The 16,050-nt window shown below is 46.7% G+C and carries 14 protein-coding genes; 1 reads left to right on the top strand and 13 read right to left on the bottom strand.

The genetic code is table 11. The features are described 5' to 3' along the window. Positions 1–18: 18 nt before the first annotated feature. A complete protein-coding gene (buk, locus tag CSX02_RS09370) occupies positions 19–1,122 on the bottom strand; it encodes a butyrate kinase (protein WP_099386484.1) in 1,104 nt (367 codons plus the stop codon). 192 nt (positions 1,123–1,314) lie between these two features. Between buk and CSX02_RS09365 the strand changes: the two genes are divergently transcribed. Then, positions 1,315–1,917 (top strand): TetR/AcrR family transcriptional regulator, encoded by a 603-nt coding sequence (locus CSX02_RS09365; protein WP_099386483.1) that lies wholly within the window; start codon positions 1,315–1,317, stop codon positions 1,915–1,917. A gap of 71 nt (positions 1,918–1,988) precedes the next feature. Here the strand turns inward: CSX02_RS09365 and CSX02_RS09360 are convergent, their stop codons facing one another. From CSX02_RS09360 to uvrC, 12 genes are all read right to left on the bottom strand, one after another. After that, the gene (locus tag CSX02_RS09360; RefSeq protein WP_099386482.1) at positions 1,989–4,124 is read right to left on the bottom strand and encodes a glutamine synthetase III family protein; all 2,136 of its coding nucleotides are present in this window, start codon (positions 4,122–4,124) and stop codon (positions 1,989–1,991) included. 75 nt (positions 4,125–4,199) lie between these two features. Then, positions 4,200–5,033: a hypothetical protein gene (locus CSX02_RS09355; protein ID WP_099386481.1), complete on the bottom strand. Its 834-nt coding sequence runs from the start codon at positions 5,031–5,033 to the stop codon at positions 4,200–4,202. Between the two features lie 14 nt (positions 5,034–5,047). Further along, on the bottom strand, positions 5,048–5,398 hold the full coding sequence (locus CSX02_RS09350; protein ID WP_143248169.1) for a hypothetical protein: 351 nt from the start codon (positions 5,396–5,398) through the stop codon (positions 5,048–5,050). Beyond that, positions 5,388–6,401, bottom strand: coding sequence for a hypothetical protein (locus CSX02_RS09345; protein ID WP_099386480.1), 1,014 nt, complete (start codon positions 6,399–6,401; stop codon positions 5,388–5,390). Before CSX02_RS09345 ends, CSX02_RS09350 begins: the two co-directional genes overlap by 11 nt. A gap of 682 nt (positions 6,402–7,083) precedes the next feature. Beyond that, entirely contained in the window at positions 7,084–7,953 is an 870-nt protein-coding gene (gene fba, locus CSX02_RS09340) for a class II fructose-1,6-bisphosphate aldolase (protein ID WP_031544870.1), read from the bottom strand. A gap of 118 nt (positions 7,954–8,071) precedes the next feature. Then, a complete protein-coding gene (locus tag CSX02_RS09335) occupies positions 8,072–8,959 on the bottom strand; it encodes a diacylglycerol/lipid kinase family protein (protein WP_099386479.1) in 888 nt (295 codons plus the stop codon). Between the two features lie 76 nt (positions 8,960–9,035). Next, positions 9,036–9,908, bottom strand: a complete 873-nt coding sequence (whiA, locus tag CSX02_RS09330; protein ID WP_099386478.1) for a DNA-binding protein WhiA — start codon at positions 9,906–9,908, stop codon at positions 9,036–9,038. A gap of 14 nt (positions 9,909–9,922) precedes the next feature. Next, positions 9,923–10,798: an RNase adapter RapZ gene (gene rapZ / locus CSX02_RS09325; RefSeq protein ID WP_031544864.1), complete on the bottom strand. Its 876-nt coding sequence runs from the start codon at positions 10,796–10,798 to the stop codon at positions 9,923–9,925. After that, the gene (gene murB / locus CSX02_RS09320; protein WP_099386477.1) at positions 10,795–11,712 is read right to left on the bottom strand and encodes a UDP-N-acetylmuramate dehydrogenase; all 918 of its coding nucleotides are present in this window, start codon (positions 11,710–11,712) and stop codon (positions 10,795–10,797) included. Before murB ends, rapZ begins: the two co-directional genes overlap by 4 nt. A 3-nt stretch (positions 11,713–11,715) precedes the next feature. Further along, positions 11,716–13,155 (bottom strand): aminopeptidase, encoded by a 1,440-nt coding sequence (locus tag CSX02_RS09315; RefSeq protein WP_099386476.1) that lies wholly within the window; start codon positions 13,153–13,155, stop codon positions 11,716–11,718. Positions 13,156–13,161: 6 nt separating this feature from the next. Beyond that, positions 13,162–14,106, bottom strand: a complete 945-nt coding sequence (gene hprK, locus CSX02_RS09310) for an HPr(Ser) kinase/phosphatase (protein ID WP_031544858.1) — start codon at positions 14,104–14,106, stop codon at positions 13,162–13,164. Between the two features lie 74 nt (positions 14,107–14,180). Then, positions 14,181–16,046: an excinuclease ABC subunit UvrC gene (gene uvrC / locus CSX02_RS09305; protein WP_099386475.1), complete on the bottom strand. Its 1,866-nt coding sequence runs from the start codon at positions 16,044–16,046 to the stop codon at positions 14,181–14,183. Positions 16,047–16,050: the final 4 nt, after the last annotated feature.

Raw genomic sequence — 16,050 nt, 5'->3', positions numbered from 1 at the left:
AAGTATCCCCTTTCGTGATTAATCAAGTTGATCCGGTGTCCAAACTGGTTTCCCGGTATATTCTTTTACTTGTTCTTTTCCTTCCAGTACACGAATCGCGCCTGCTGCCATCGCCTCAAGCTCGAACTCTCCCGGATAAGCGGAAACCGGTGCAATCCATTCGCAAGCCGCGGTGATACGGGAAACAAGTTCCTTATTGTGTACCATACCGCCGCCAAGCAGAATTCCGTCTACTTTGCCATGCAGTACACCGGCCATGGCAGAGATGCATTTGATCAATTGATATATCATCGCATCCCATACCAGTTTCGCATCCTTATCACCCGCATTTGCACGATTGGAAACATCAAGTGCATCGCTGGTGCCAAGGTGGCTGACAAAACCACCGGTCTTTGTCGTCAGAGCAAGTACTTCCTTCATGTCATCATGAGCGAAGCAATAACGAATCAATTCCGCTGCCGGAATGGATCCGCAACGCGTCGGAGCCATAGGACCTTCGCCTCCTACAATGTCGAATCCGTCAATCATCTTGCCTTTCTGATGTGCCGATACCGAAATACCGCCGCCGATGTGACATACAACATAATTTTTGTCCTCATAATTCCAACCGTTGTTGTTGCTATGACGAATGGCAGTCTCTTTCAAATTCAATGCATGTAAATGTACATTTCTATAGACGCCCTTGATACCTGTGATACGCGCTTCCAGACACAATTCATCCGTGTCCGGCGCATTTACGATAAATGACGGTTTCTGATATTCGTCTGCAAATCCTCTTGCAATCTGCGGACCAAGCTGTGCCGGATGCTGAATTCCGTTTGCTCCGCGCCTTGCATGGTCAAGTGCAATATCATTGATGGTATAAGTACCACCTTCTACCGCCATCAGTCCGCCACCACGACCTACAAACGCGTCGATGGTTGACAGATCGATATTTGCCTCCTTTAAAGCATTTAAAATCATGTCTTTACGATATGGAAGCTGATCGCTGATTGTCGCGAATTTTTTTAAATCCTCAGCATCGTGAGAGACATTCATCGTGAATAATTCTTTTTCACCTTCAAAACAGCCCAATTTTGTTGAAGTTGAGCCCGGATTGATCGTCAAAATACGATATGCCATAAAACCCCTGTCCTTTCCTGTGTTTTTTGTTGTGATTTTACACAAAATCGCTTTTCTACACACTAATATCTTATCAACTTTTCACAGATTCTTCTAGATACAAATAAAACCATATTGTTGTTTATGCAACATATGGTATAATAGTGTTGTTTATCCAACATGGATAATACGAATGTTTGATTTGGAGAAAATATGAACCGAAACGACCCGCGTGTTATTAAAACTTTGCGCCAGATAGATGACGCTCTGTTGACCTGTCTGAAGACGACTTCGCAGCAGAAGCTCACGGTTGATATGCTCTGCGAGACAGCATTGATTAACCGTTCTACTTTTTACAAATATTATCTGGACAAATATGATTTACTGGAAAATTATCTGGAGCGAATGCTCAATGAATTCAAAGAACAGGCCGACTGTGAATTTGTCACAGCCACAGCTGATACCATCGACGACGATCATTATATCAGTTCCTTCGGAAATCTGCTGACGTTCATCAGCGATCACCGCGAGCAGTACCAGACCATTTGGCGCGCAGATATCGACCGCAATATATACGAAGAGATGACCATGGTCATCCACCATTCCATCTATGAGCAGATGTTGCATACCGTCTCTGACGACAAAAAGAAACGTGCATATTGTGACTATTATGCCTATCTGTTTTCATCCAATGTGATGGCACTGGTGCATTGGTGGTTCATGAATGATACCATCATCTCCATGCGTGATGCCCGCCAGATTATGGCCGAAATCATGCGCGACGGCCTGTTTGTCGCCTTTAAAAACGCTCTCTAATCTAATCTCAATCTTATACAAAAAGAACTGCGCCTTTGTGCGCAGTTCTTTTTGTTTCTTTATTAGAATTTTTAAATTGCAGATACTTCAAACAACAAATCGCCGTAAGATGGCATTGGCCACAAATCTTTTGCCACAATCATCTCAAGCGCATCAACAGGTTTACGCAGAGCAGCCATTGCAACAACCACTTCATTGTGATAGTAGTTGGCCTGCTCACAGCCGCGCTCCATATTCTTGGCTGTTTCCGTAACCTCTTTCAGATGCAGCAACGCAGACTGTGTTTCTGTCAGAAGACGGCTTGTCTCCGCAAGCAAATCGCTCTGCACTTTTACGCTGACATCCGGGCATGCGGATTTCACCTGATTGATGGATTCCGCAAGGCGTGTTGTATAGCGAATTACAGCCGGGATAATATGCTTTCCGGCAATATCATACATTGCAAGTGCCTCAATATTGATGGTCTTTGCATAAGTCTCGTATTCAATCTCGACACGGGATTCCAGCTCAGTCTTGGTCATGACATGGAAGCGTTCGAATGCAGCAACACTCTTTTCATCCACATAAGCCGGAATTGCTTCTACCATGGATTTGATATTCGGAAGTCCGCGGCGCTCTGCCTCTTTGACCCAGTCCTCAGAATAACCGTCTCCACTAAAGATAATACGCTGATGCTCAGTCGCATATTTTTTGATCAAATCATGGACCGCAATATCAAAATTATCTGCCTTCTCAAGTACATCACAGGCATCTGCAAAAGCTTCTGCAATGATGGTATTCAATACTACATTCGCAGGCGCTACGGAATCCTGTGATCCAACAGAACGGAATTCGAATTTGTTACCGGTAAACGCAAATGGTGATGTACGATTTCGGTCTGTTGCATCCTTCATGAAATCAGGAAGTGTTGATACGCCGGTATGCAATCTCTGTCCTGCCAGACTGTGTGTTGCGGAACCGGTGCTGACAAGCTGATTGATTACATCCTCCAACTGCTCTCCGAGGAACGCAGAGATGATGGCAGGTGGTGCCTCATTTGCCCCAAGGCGGTGATCATTACCCGGATCGGATGCAGATGCACGAAGCAATGCAGCATGCTCATCAACTGCTTTCAGAATACAGGTCAGAACCATCAGGAACTGAATGTTCTCATGTGGGGTATCTCCCGGCTCAAGCAGATTGATTCCGTCATCGGTGGTCAGTGACCAGTTGTCATGCTTACCGGAACCGTTCACCCCTGCAAACGGCTTTTCATGTAACAGGCAATGCAGATTATGTCTGCCCGCAACACGCTTTAATGTCTCCATAATCAACTGATTGTGGTCGACAGCCACATTACATTGTGCATAAATCGGAGCAAGCTCGTGCTGTGCCGGAGCCACCTCGTTGTGCTGTGTTTTTGCTGACACACCGAGCTTCCAAAGCTCTTCATTGACATCCTTCATATAGGATGCGATTCTTTGACGGATGGTACCGAAATAATGATCATCCATCTCCTGTCCCTTTGGCGGCATCGCACCAAACAAAGTACGGCCGGCAAAAATCAGGTCTTTTCTCTTTAAATATTTATCGCGGTCAATAATGAAATATTCCTGTTCAATTCCAATCGATGGAGTCACCTTTTTGGAAGTCGTATTGCCAAACAGACGAATCAGGCGCAATGCCTGTTCATTGATAGCCTCCATGGAGCGAAGCAATGGGGTCTTCTGATCCAATGCTTCTCCTGTATAAGAACAAAATGCTGTCGGAATACAAAGTACGGTGGTGCCTTCCGGGTCCTGTCTCACGAATGCCGGTGAAGTACAATCCCAGGCTGTATAACCACGCGCCTCAAATGTTGCACGCAAACCTCCGGACGGGAAAGAAGATGCATCAGGCTCTCCTTTGATCAATTCCTTTCCGGAAAAACTCATCAAGATTCTGCCGTCTGCCATCGGTGCGGAGATAAAGGAATCATGCTTTTCCGCAGTCATTCCGGTCAGTGGCTGGAACCAATGGGTATAGTGGGTAGCTCCCTTCTCAATAGCCCATTCCTTCATCTCATGGGCGATGACATCTGCAGTCGCCAGATCGAGGTCTCCTCCATTCTCCATTACTTCATGGAGTTTTTTGTAAGTGCCCTTCGGAAGACGCTCGCGCATCACTGCATCATTAAATACATTTTCACCAAAGATGTCTGCAACATTGAAGTACTCTGTTTCGCTCATTACTGGTATCCTTTCCTATTTCATGACCATGTCATTTTTCACTAGAAACTACGATACCTTAATCAACAGAGAAAATCAAGGTTCTTCGCGTGACTTTTTCTTTTTTAATACGATTAAAATGACCGCAGTCACAATGACAACAAAACCAACCATTGCGCCTACGAGTGCATATACAAATGTCGCATCAACATTTGGTTTCACTTTTTCGCTTTTGCCGGTTTCATTTGTTGTCTCCGCCGGAGAATATTCCTCATGGGCAAACTTAGTGCCCTTGCTGATTTCCTCATAATCACCGTTCGGATTGTCCAGACAGATCCAGCTGTTCACGCGGCCTCTGTAATAATCGACCTTTCCCCAGCGCAGTCCGTTCTGATCGGTATAGAAGAAGGAAAAAATATCAAAGTTTTCAAACCCATCATCGTCTGTTATTTCCATGCAGTCTTCCGATCCCGGATATTTCCAGAAACGATAGTCTTTAACGGTGCTTAAATCGACATTCTTAAAAAGATCATCCGAATATTGTACCAATTCGTTCTTATGTTCTTCTTCAAATGAAATCGTATCATATTTGACCTCCAGCTCTGCTTTTGGGATCCAGCCGGTTTTTTGATTGTAATGAACAAGCAGCCATTGATGGCCATTGCCGTCCTTATAACTCCAGTCGCCGCCAATCTCCATCTGCGTCTCAAGGACAAATGCGACAGTTGCATCCTCCGGACTGACATATGCTGTCGTCTCTTCTTTTGTGCGATATACACGCACGTCGAGCTCACACTCGTCGATATGCTCCTCCGCAAACATGTCATCCGGTTCCGGGATTGAATCCGCATACACATGCAATGTCGGAATTGTCATCATACATGCAAGAAGCAGTCCAATTCCACTCAATAATACTTTTTTTGCTTTCATACTAAATCCTCCTCTTAGAACAGCCTATTATACATTATCCCTACACCCCATGAACACAGATTCGCTGCGATTGCACACAGCAGCGGTCTGGAAAGATAGCCTTTGTAAACAATCCATTCTACAATCACCACTGCAATTTCAATCGGGATCTGAATTACAAGATCCGGCAAAAAAGTCAGATAAGAATGACCAATCGTAGCCAGATAAACCGCAGCCGGATTGGTCAACAGATTGGCCAGCAAAAACACAAGCCATGTTACAGCCTTTCGTTCGGATTCTTTCGTGAGCAGCAGAATCACAAATAATTCCACGACCAAAGTCATCAATAATGCAATTCCCATCGTCCGCATCAAATTAATCAACATTTCCAATTCCCTCCATAATCAATATCATAAGTAGTGAAATCAGGCTGGCTGCCACTCCCAGAATCCATGTTTCCGGCGCCGTTGCATGTAAATATCTCGGCAAATATCCCAGGAACAAAGCAAATGTCATCAGCCCGAATATCAGACCTTTCCATTTTGGCAGCCATACCGTCGGCAGATATAATGTCACCGGCATCGTCATTTGAAACAGAAACAATGCCAGAATGCCCATCACTGCCAGATGTCCGAATCCAAAGCACACAGCTGCCGGAATCAGTGTTACGACCGCCATCAGACCGGTTCCAAGCTTCGCTCTTGCAAAGCCACCGCCTGCCTTTCCTGCCGCGATTGCCAATGTCGCAATCAACGCCAGAGCCGTCGTTTTATTCCATGCAAATGTGCTATTCAGTCCCACATAGGAGCGAATGCCCACCACCAGGAAGCACAACATCAATACCATCGGCAAATGCCGTTTCGCCGGTGCCTCCACCGCATCTGCCTTTTGCCATTCCGACTGTACCATCCAGCAGATGGTAATCATGGACAGCCCCAATGCGACACATACCAGCAAATACATCCAGTTGTTTGGTGTTCCAAATCCTGTGGCCAGCTTCATGCCCAGAAACAGTCCCAATGCGCCCGGCGCCACAAAGACACCGAAGTCTTTTCCCTGTCTGCCATGCCTCTCATCCTCAAGCATACAGCCAACGCCGCCGCCCACATGAAACAGTGCATTTCCGATTCCAAGCACTGCCGGATGTGTAAAAATCCCCACACCGGTCAAAATCACGCCTGCCAGGGCAAATTCCCTGCTGCATTCCTTTCCGCGGTGCCTGAGCCCGTCTACGAGCGCGCCCAGCGGCATCTGCAGCGCAAATGCACAATAATTGTAAACCAATATCCATATATGCGCATTCTGCCATCCCATAAATGCCCCATACATTGCAAACGCACATGCGCAATCCACAAACATATGGGCCACCGCATAAATTGCAACATTCATTTCTCCATCCTCCTCGCTTCATTCTAACACACTGTCACGCCACATCGCACTAGTATATTTGTCCCTCTTCAGCCCCCAGCCCATGCCCCATCTGCTCCCGCCCCCTACACACGGCATATCAAAGCAAGATTCTCGAAAAAGTTGCGCACCGCTTCTTTGATTGCGGTTGTTCTTTCAACTATTTGCACTTCTTCCACACAGTCTTTTCTATGCAAACACCCGATATTCCTGATCACTTTTCTGGGCCATATAGACCGGTGGAGGAACATCATTGGGAACGCGCTTAGTAAAACAGAAGCCGCTTTTGCGAAGCGCTCGATACGAGCCGCCACGGACGGTGGCGAGAGCCGATGGCGTCCCGGATGGACGCTCTGAGGCGGTATCGAGTACTCAAAAGCGGCTTCGTTGTTTTACTTAGCAAATGGACAGTGTTCCGTACCGGTCTATATAGGACAGGAAAGCGATTTGAAACGCTTCAAGGTGTTTGCGATGAAAAGACAGTTTGTTGAAGTGCAAAATCGGTGAAAGGACAACCGTGTGAAGCATTGCGCAACTTTTGAGAATCTAGGCTTTGAAGCCTATTGTGTAGGGGGGCGGGAGCAGATGGGGCATGGGCTGAGACTGAAGAGGGACAAAAAAGGCCGGCGCTGATGCGCCGGCCTGTTGCCCGTTGTTGGGGAAATTATGCGTTTGCTTTTCCTACTGATCCGAAAAGTTCCATCTTTTCTTTTACAGTTGCCTTGATAGCTTCTGCGCCAGGTGCAAGAAGTTTACGAGGGTCAAAGCCCTTTCCTTCCTGATCCTTGCCTGCTTCGATGTACTTTCTTGTAGCTTCCTGGAATGAAAGCTGGCATTCAGTATTTACGTTGATCTTGGAAACGCCAAGTTCGATGGCTTTCTTGATCATATCTGCAGGGATTCCTGTACCACCGTGAAGTACAAGTGGCATAGCTCCGGTCTTCTGCTGGATTGCATCAAGTGTCTCGAATGAAAGTCCCTGCCAGTTTTCAGGATACTTTCCATGGATATTACCGATACCTGCTGCAAGCATATCTACACCGAGATCTGCGATGGTCTTGCATTCTTCAGGATCAGCGCACTCGCCCATTCCTACGACACCGTCTTCTTCTCCACCGATGGAACCAACTTCACACTCGATAGAAAGGCCAAGCTGATGTGCTACATGAACAAGTTCGGTAGACTTTGCAAGGTTCTCTTCGAATGGATAGTGAGAGCCGTCAAACATGATAGAGGTAAATCCGGCCTTGATGCACTTATAGCATCCTTCGTATGTACCATGATCTAAGTGAAGTGCTACAGGAACAGTGATTCCGAGTTCTTCGTCCATAGCCTTTACCATAGCAGCTACGGTCTTGAAACCGGTCATATACTTTCCGGCGCCTTCAGATACACCAAGGATAACCGGGCTGTTTAATTCCTGTGCAGTTAAAAGAATGGATTTGGTCCACTCTAAGTTGTTGATGTTGAACTGGCCTACTGCATAATGGCCTTCTTTTGCTTTCTTGAGCATTTCAGTTGCGGATACTAACATTTTACTTTCCTCCTAAAATTGTTATCGCCGAGCCGCCATAATGCGGCAACCGCTTATATTATACACAATGATTGTGCAATATGCTAGTTAATTATTTCACAAAATTAACCCCGCGCGCTTACGGAACGAGAATCTGTACGCGTTTATTCAGGTTGCGAACCAGCAGCTCCGTGTGCTTGCCGCCGAATTCTCCGTCCAATGTCCATGGAACTTCTTTATTTGTGACAAATTTTAATTCATCTGTCTTAAAGGTATAAATCATATCCGTATCATCTGCGCGATTGGTCAGTGCGCGAATAATCTGATTCAATTCAATTGGATTGCGCGGTGTTTTGATCAGTGTCACCTCAAAGACGCCGTCATCAAGTTTGACATCATCTCCGGTAATGCCCTTAAAGCCACCAACAGACATGGAATTCGTTACCATTCCATAGATGAATTTGTCCTGGATAATGGTACCGTCATGCTCGACCTGCATCGTAAAACTCGGGATATCCACCAGATGTTTGATTCCCTCAAGCAGATATGCCACATGGCCGAGAATATTTTTCATCTGCTGCGAAGTCTGATAAGAAACTTCGGTAAACAGTCCGAATGCAGCCACATAGACAAATGTATCTCCGTTAAAATCTCCGATGTCGCAAGGGAAAATATGATTGCCTGCCGCAACCACAGCTGCCTTTGGCATTTCCTTTGGGATTTTCAGGGAATTGGCAAAATCATTCGTGCTTCCTGCCGGAATATATCCGATTGGAATATCGACGCCGCTTTGCATCACACCCGTCATCACTTCGTCCAATGTGCCATCGCCGCCGCTACAGACGATGCGGTCATAATTTGCCGCCTCTGCCTTGGCTTTTTCCATTCCGTCCCCTCTTGCCTGAGTCGGATAGGTTGTCACCTCAAATCCTTTTTTGACCATTGCGTCGATAATGTCCGCAAGGTGCTTTTTAATCAAACCCTTTCCGGAAAAAGGATTGTAGATAAATAATAGCTTTTTACTCATGATTCTCTCTTTTCTTAAACATTGCAACCTTCTATAAAATACTCATTTCCACAAATGCTGTCAAGTTTCGGTCTTATTATCGCAAAGTCTCTGCGATGGCGGAAATCTTGCGCAGTCTGTGATTCACCCCGCTTTTTCCAACCGGCGGGTCCAGCAGAGTTCCAAGCTCCTTGAGTGGCATGTCCGGATATTCCAAACGCAAATATGCCATTTCCCGCAATGCCTGTGGCAATGAGTCGAGTCCTCGCATTTTTTCAATCAGTCGAATGTCTTCCACCTGCTTAATTGCAGCATTTACGGTCTTGCTGATATTGGCAGTCTCGCAATTCACTTTTCTGTTGACCGTATTACGCATTTCTTTGAGAATACGCACATTCTCAAGTTTCATCAAAGCCACATAAGCTTCCATGACATTGAGCATGTCCACGATTTGCTCTGCCTCCTTGAGATAGACCACATATCTTTTCTTGCGTTCTACCACCTTTGCAGACAGGTCAAAGCTCTGCATCAGCTCGACAATCTGGTCAGCCTGTGCCTGCGTGCGCACCGAAATTTCAAAATGATAACTTTTGGTATTCGGGTCGCTGATCGATCCCGCAGCCATAAAAGCTCCACGCAAAAAAGCTCTCCTGCAACAGGTCTGTTGCAAGAGCATGCCGTTGGTACGCTGTTCTTTTAAATTCGGGGTCTCCCACTTCAGTGCCTCGAGCATTTTGCGCGATACCGTTTCATCCAGCGGATTTTGCGGATCTACATCAAATGCGCGCCGAACCAGCATTGCATAGGTATCGAGAAGCAGATTGTTGTCTGTTTCCAGATTCATGCTTAGCGGTTCCATGGAAGCACAACCCTCCATCTCCAGCAGTGCCGCAATTTCTGCCATCTGGCAGTGGCGGCTCTTACTGATCTGTTTGGACAGTTCTTCCTTGATTTCTCTAGAAAAGGACATTCTTGTTTCCTCAATTATTTGCCGCGAATTGCATCTTTTGCGATATCGCGGTGCTCAATCTTTAACCCGTAGGTCTTGTTTTCGCTCAATCGTTTATAAATCTCATTGGCCAGCGTAACCGAGCGATGCTTGCCGCCGGTGCAGCCGATTGAGATTACCAGCTGATTCTTGCCTTCCGAAATATAATTCGGAATCAGAAAATCAATCAAATCTTCCATCTTGTCCAGGAATACCTGTGCCTCTTCACAACCAAGCACATAATCCCGGATTTCCTTGTCATTTCCCGTCTTCGGACGCAATTCCTCTACATAGTAAGGATTTGGCAGAAAACGCACGTCCATCACCATGTCGGAGTCCGACGGAATGCCGTATTTAAAGCCGAACGACAGAATTGTCACATACAAATTTTTATAATCTTCCTGATTCATAAAAATATTTTGCAGTTCGGTTTTGAGCTCACGCGTAAGCAGATGGCTCGTGTCAATAATATAATCTGCCTGTTCCCGCAACATACGAAGCTGGCTGCGTTCCTCGGCAATCGCCATCTCCACACGCTCGTTCATCGCAAGCGGATGGTTGCGGCGGGTCTCTTTGTAGCGCTTTACCAGCACCTCATCCGATGCATCCAGAAACAGGATGGACAAATCACCGCCCTGTTCACGGAATGCTTTTGCTACCGGCATCAGATCAGCAATTGCTTTGCCGCTTCTGACATCCACACCGACTGCTACTTTCTCGACATTCTGGTAGAATTCATTGGAAAAATCCACCAGATTCGGCAACAGCGGAACCGGAAGATTATCCACACAGAAAAAGCCCATATCTTCGAGCATCTTCATTGTTGTACTTTTTCCGGCACCTGACATGCCTGTTACGATTACAAGTCTCATTCGTCTTCTCCCAATATGCGCACTTCTGTCTCCAGATGCACGCCGAATTGTTCCTGCACACGTGTTTGAACCTGTGCAATCAATTCCAGCAAATCCTTTGCGGTCGCATTGCCGCGGTTAATGACAAAGCCGCAATGTTTTTCCGACACCTGTGCATCTCCGACACGGAAACCACGCAGTCCGGCATCCTGAATCAGTTTGCCTGCAAACATTCCCTCCGGTCGCTTAAATGTGCTTCCGGCACTTGGGAATTCAAGCGGCTGCTTTTCCAGACGGCGTCTGCTGTAATCGCTCATGGCCGCACGGATTTCGGTCTCTTCCCCCTCTTCCAGCAAAAAGGAGGCCGATAAAATAATATAATTGTTTTCCTCTACCGCGCTGTGACGGTAGGACAGTTCGAGATCTTTTGCAGGAACAGTCGTAACTGCACCGTTTTCTTCAAGAACGGTCACGGAATGCAGCACATCTTTGATTTCTCCGCCGTATGCACCCGCGTTCATAAAAACGGCTCCGCCGACCGCCCCCGGAATTCCGGCTGCAAATTCCAGTCCTCTCAGACTGTGCTCCGCAGCTTTTTGCGCGAGATTTCCCAGACGGACTCCGGCCTCTGCCGTAATCATATGGGTACTGCCGTCCTTCATATGAATCATACCGGCATCCACACCCAGCTCAACGACCATGCCACGAATGCCACCGTCTTTGACAAGCAGATTGCTTCCGTTTCCAATGATGGTATACGGAATATTTTCTCTGCGGGCCAGCGCGATGAGTGCCGGAATTTCTTCGATGGCCGGCTTGACATAAATATCCGCCGGACCTCCGACACGAAATGTGGTATGCTTCCGCATCGGCTCATTCAGCAGGATGCGGTCATCTGCAATTACCCTTCTTAACTTTTCTACAAATGTTTCCATGAATCAGGCTTCCTTCAAAAATGCGACATATCCAAGATAAGCCTCATACAAATCCACTTTACTGATGATTTCCCATGGCGCATGCATATTCAATACCGCAACACCGCTGTCAATGACATTCATATTGTAATTGCCGAGAATATATGCGATGGTTCCGCCGCCGCCCTCATCAACCTTTCCAAGCTCTGCGGTCTGAAATTTGACATTGTTGTTGTCCATGATTGCGCGGACTTTTGCAACATATTCCGCATTTGCATCATTGGATCCGGACTTGCCTCTGGATCCGGTATATTTGTTGAATACGAGTCCCTTTCCAAAGAAAGCGGAGTTTTTGTCTTCCATAACAGCCGGGAAATTCGGATCAAGTGCTGCAGATACATCCGATGACAGTGCCTTGGAATTTTTCAAAGCCCGACGCACATACAAATCGCTGTATTCTCCGGTCAATGCGATCATTTCTGCCACACAGTTCTCGAAGAAACGGGACTGCATGCCGCTTGCGCCGACCGATCCGATTTCTTCCTTGTCCACCAGCAGACATACGGATGTATACTTTGGCTGATCGATTTTGAGCATTGCCTTGTAAGAAGGATATGCACAGACACGATCGTCATGACCGTATCCCATGATCATACTGCGGTCAAGACCGTAGTCGCGCGCTTCCCCTGCCGGAACCACTTCGATTTCTGCAGAAAGGAAATCATCTTCTTCGATGCCATATGTCTCGGCAAGAATCGCAAGTACATTTTTCTTGACGAGATCTTTTGCCTCTTCCTCTTCTTCCTTTGACTTTGCGATGCTGCCGACAAGGATATCCAGTTTCTCACCTGTGATGACTTCCGTTGCCTTCTTGCTCATCTGACTGCCTGCGAGATGAATCAGCAAATCACTGATACCGAATACCGGATCACCCGGCTTGTCACCGATGCTGACATTGACAACACTTCCATCCTTCTTTGCAAATACACCATGCAAAGCAAGTGGAAGGGTTACCCATTGATATTTCTTGATTCCGCCGTAATAATGGGTATCAAGCATTGCAAAATGGGTTTTGTAAAGCGCATCTTCATAGAGCGGCACCTGCTTCAAATCGATGCGCGGGCTGTCAATATGCGCACCGAGAATGTTCATTCCATTCTGAATCGGTTCTTCTCCGACAATGAAAAGTGCCAGTCCTTTTCCCATATTATTGGCAATCACACGGCTTCCTGCCTCAAGCTTTTTGCCGGAAGCAATCACTTCCTCAAGATCAACAAATCCGTTTTTGATTGCATCTTCGTAGATTGTGGATGTGCACTCACGCTCTGTTTTATTTTCTGAAATGAATTTGCGATAAGACTCCGCAAATTTCATGACCTTATCTCTCTCCTTGCCCTGCGGATACTTTTCCCACGCATAGACAATTTTGGTCTCTTTTTGCTTCTTTGCTGTCTTTCCAGCCATATGTTTTTAGTCCTCCTCGGATTTTTTGGTTAAATTTTCCTGCACACGGCGATACAGCTCATGCGCAGCATTATATCCCATCTTCTTTTGACGATGGTTAACCGCTGCGGTTTCGCAGATAACGGCCAGGTTTCGGCCCGGGCGAATCGGCAGCGAATGACATACTACTTTTGTGCCAAGATACTCGATATATTCCTCTTCAAGACCGAGACGGTCGTACTCGGTATCTTTCTTCCAATCCTCCAGTTTGATTACCAGATCGATGGTCTGTGATTCTTTGACACATTCCACACCATATAAGGTTTTGACATCAATAATTCCGATTCCGCGCAATTCAATGAAGTGACGCGTAATCTCAGGTGATGTGCCGACCAGTGTATGATCATTGATTTTACGGATTTCTACCACATCATCGGTAACCAGTCGATGGCCTCGTCGAATCAGCTCGAGTGCCGCCTCGGATTTACCGATTCCGGACTCACCTGTAATCAGCAGACCTTCACCATAGACATCTACCAGTACGCCGTGGATGGAAATGCATGGCGCAAGTTTTTCTCCCAGATAGGTGATGATCTCCGCTGAGAATTCGGAAGTCGGGCGCTCTGTTCCAAGTACAGGAATTCCTGCCACAAGTGCCTCATGCAGTACCGGTTCCGACGGCTTCAGATTTCGACTGTATATAATGCACGGAATATTGTAGCGGAACAGTTCGTGAAAACGACCACCACGCTCCTCATCCGAAATTTTTGACATATATGCATATTCTACATTTCCGAGAATCTGCACGCGATTCTCCTCGAAATGTTCAAAGTATCCGGCCAGCTGAAGTGCAGGACGGTTGACATCTTTTGTATTGATGCGGCGGCCACGCAAATCCAGATCCGGTGTGTAATTCATCAAATCCAGATCTTCGATTAATTTTGAAACGGAAACACTTTCACTTTTCCCCATGAGAAACCTCCTTATCCGTCATCTTTGGTTTATACCGTACTCTTTATCTTATCATAAAATGACAGCATCAGCAATCAATCACCGTCTCCGGTCTGCGGGTGAAAGAAATCCCAAACTGCCTGTGCCGCCTGTAAATTCATAGATTCCGTCTGTGCCAGATCCTCCACATCCGCCTCTCGAATCGCCTCAATGCCGGCATAGCGGCGCATCAGTGCTTTGCGTCTGGCCGGTCCGATGCCTTCGATATCATCGAGGATGGAATGTACCTGGTCCTTGGAACGCAAAGAGCGATGATACGTGATTGCAAACCGGTGTGCCTCATCCTGGATTCTGGTAATCAGTTTAAAGCCTTCGCTGTGTCTGTCAATCGGAATCTCCACATTGTTATAATACAATCCTCGGGTGCGGTGAAAATCATCCTTGACCATGCCGCATACCGGGATATTTAACCCAAGTTCTTCGAGCACCTGCAGGCAGATATTGACCTGTCCGCGTCCACCGTCCATCAGAATGATATCCGGGAAACGGTTGAAGCTGCCCATTTCCTGTTCCACCTGATCTTTCTGTTCCTGAAGTCCATGCGTAAAACGGCGCGTCAGCACCTCATGCATCGATGCATAATCATCCGGGCCTTCTACCGTACGCAGGCGGAATTTACGATAATCGCTGCGCTTTGGCTTGCCCCGCTCATAGACCACCATGGAGCCAACCGTTTCAAATCCGCTGATATTGGAAATATCAAATGCTTCCATTCGATTTAAGTCCCTGATACCAAGCCATGATTCGATTTCTCTGACCGCACCGATTGTGCGACCTTCCTCTCGTTTGATCTTTTCCTTATCCTGCGAGAGCACAAGCATTGCATTCTTTTCCGCCAGTTCCACGAGGCGGTTCTTCATGCCCTTTTGCGGCACGACAATGGAACACTTCTTTCCACGCTTACGGCTCAAATATTCTTCGAGCATTTCCGCTTCGTCAACATTTTCCTGAAGCATGATTTCACGCGGTATAAACGGTGTTCCGGAATAGAATTGCTTCACGAATTCCGTCATGATATCGCTCTTGTTTTCATTCGTGCCGACACGAACATGAAAATGATCGCGCCCGATGATTTTGCCACCGCGCACAAAGAAGACCTGTACCACGGCATCCGTGTCATCGCACGCCAGCGCAATGATGTCCTTGTCCTCGCCGTCGGTATTCGTGATTTTTTGCTTCTGCGCAATCTGCTTCACCGAATTCAACAGTTCACGCAATTCAATCGCGCGCTCGAATTCAAGCTGTTCGGATGCTTCCATCATCCGTTCCTTCAGCATCTTGATGACCGGCGCATAATTTCCGCTCAGGAAATCCAGCGCGCCTTCAATCTGTTTCCGGTATTCCTCTTCCGGAATATCTCCACGGCATGGCGCGAGACACTGATGAATATGATAATTCAGGCACGGGCGTTCCTTGCCACAGTCCCTTGGCAGGTTGCGATTGCAGGTTCGAATCTGATAAATCTTGTTGAGCAGTTCAATCGTATCCTTCACTGCTGACGCACTCGTGTAAGGGCCAAAATAGCGCGATTTATCCTTTTTCATCCGATGTGCAAACAGAACACGGGGATATGTTTCTTCCACCGTCACGCGAATATACGGATAGCTTTTGTCATCGCGCAATAAGGTGTTGTATTTCGGCGTATGTTCCTTGATCAGATTGCATTCTAAGACCAGTGCCTCCAGCTCGGAATCCGTAATGATATATTCAAAGTGATGGATATGCTGCACCATCTGCTGCTTCTTGATGCCTTCATTGTGACTCGGCTGAAAATACTGATGCACGCGCTTGGTCAGACTCTTTGCTTTCCCTATGTAGATGATCACATCATCTTTGTCATGCATAATATAAACTCCCGGTTGGTCCGGGAGTTTACTTAATTCTTCCTGTATATCAAACATATGC

Source organism: Agathobacter ruminis (genome assembly GCF_002735305.1).
GTDB classification, from domain to species: domain Bacteria; phylum Bacillota; class Clostridia; order Lachnospirales; family Lachnospiraceae; genus Roseburia; species Roseburia ruminis.
This window is presented reverse-complemented; position numbering and strand designations above follow the sequence as displayed.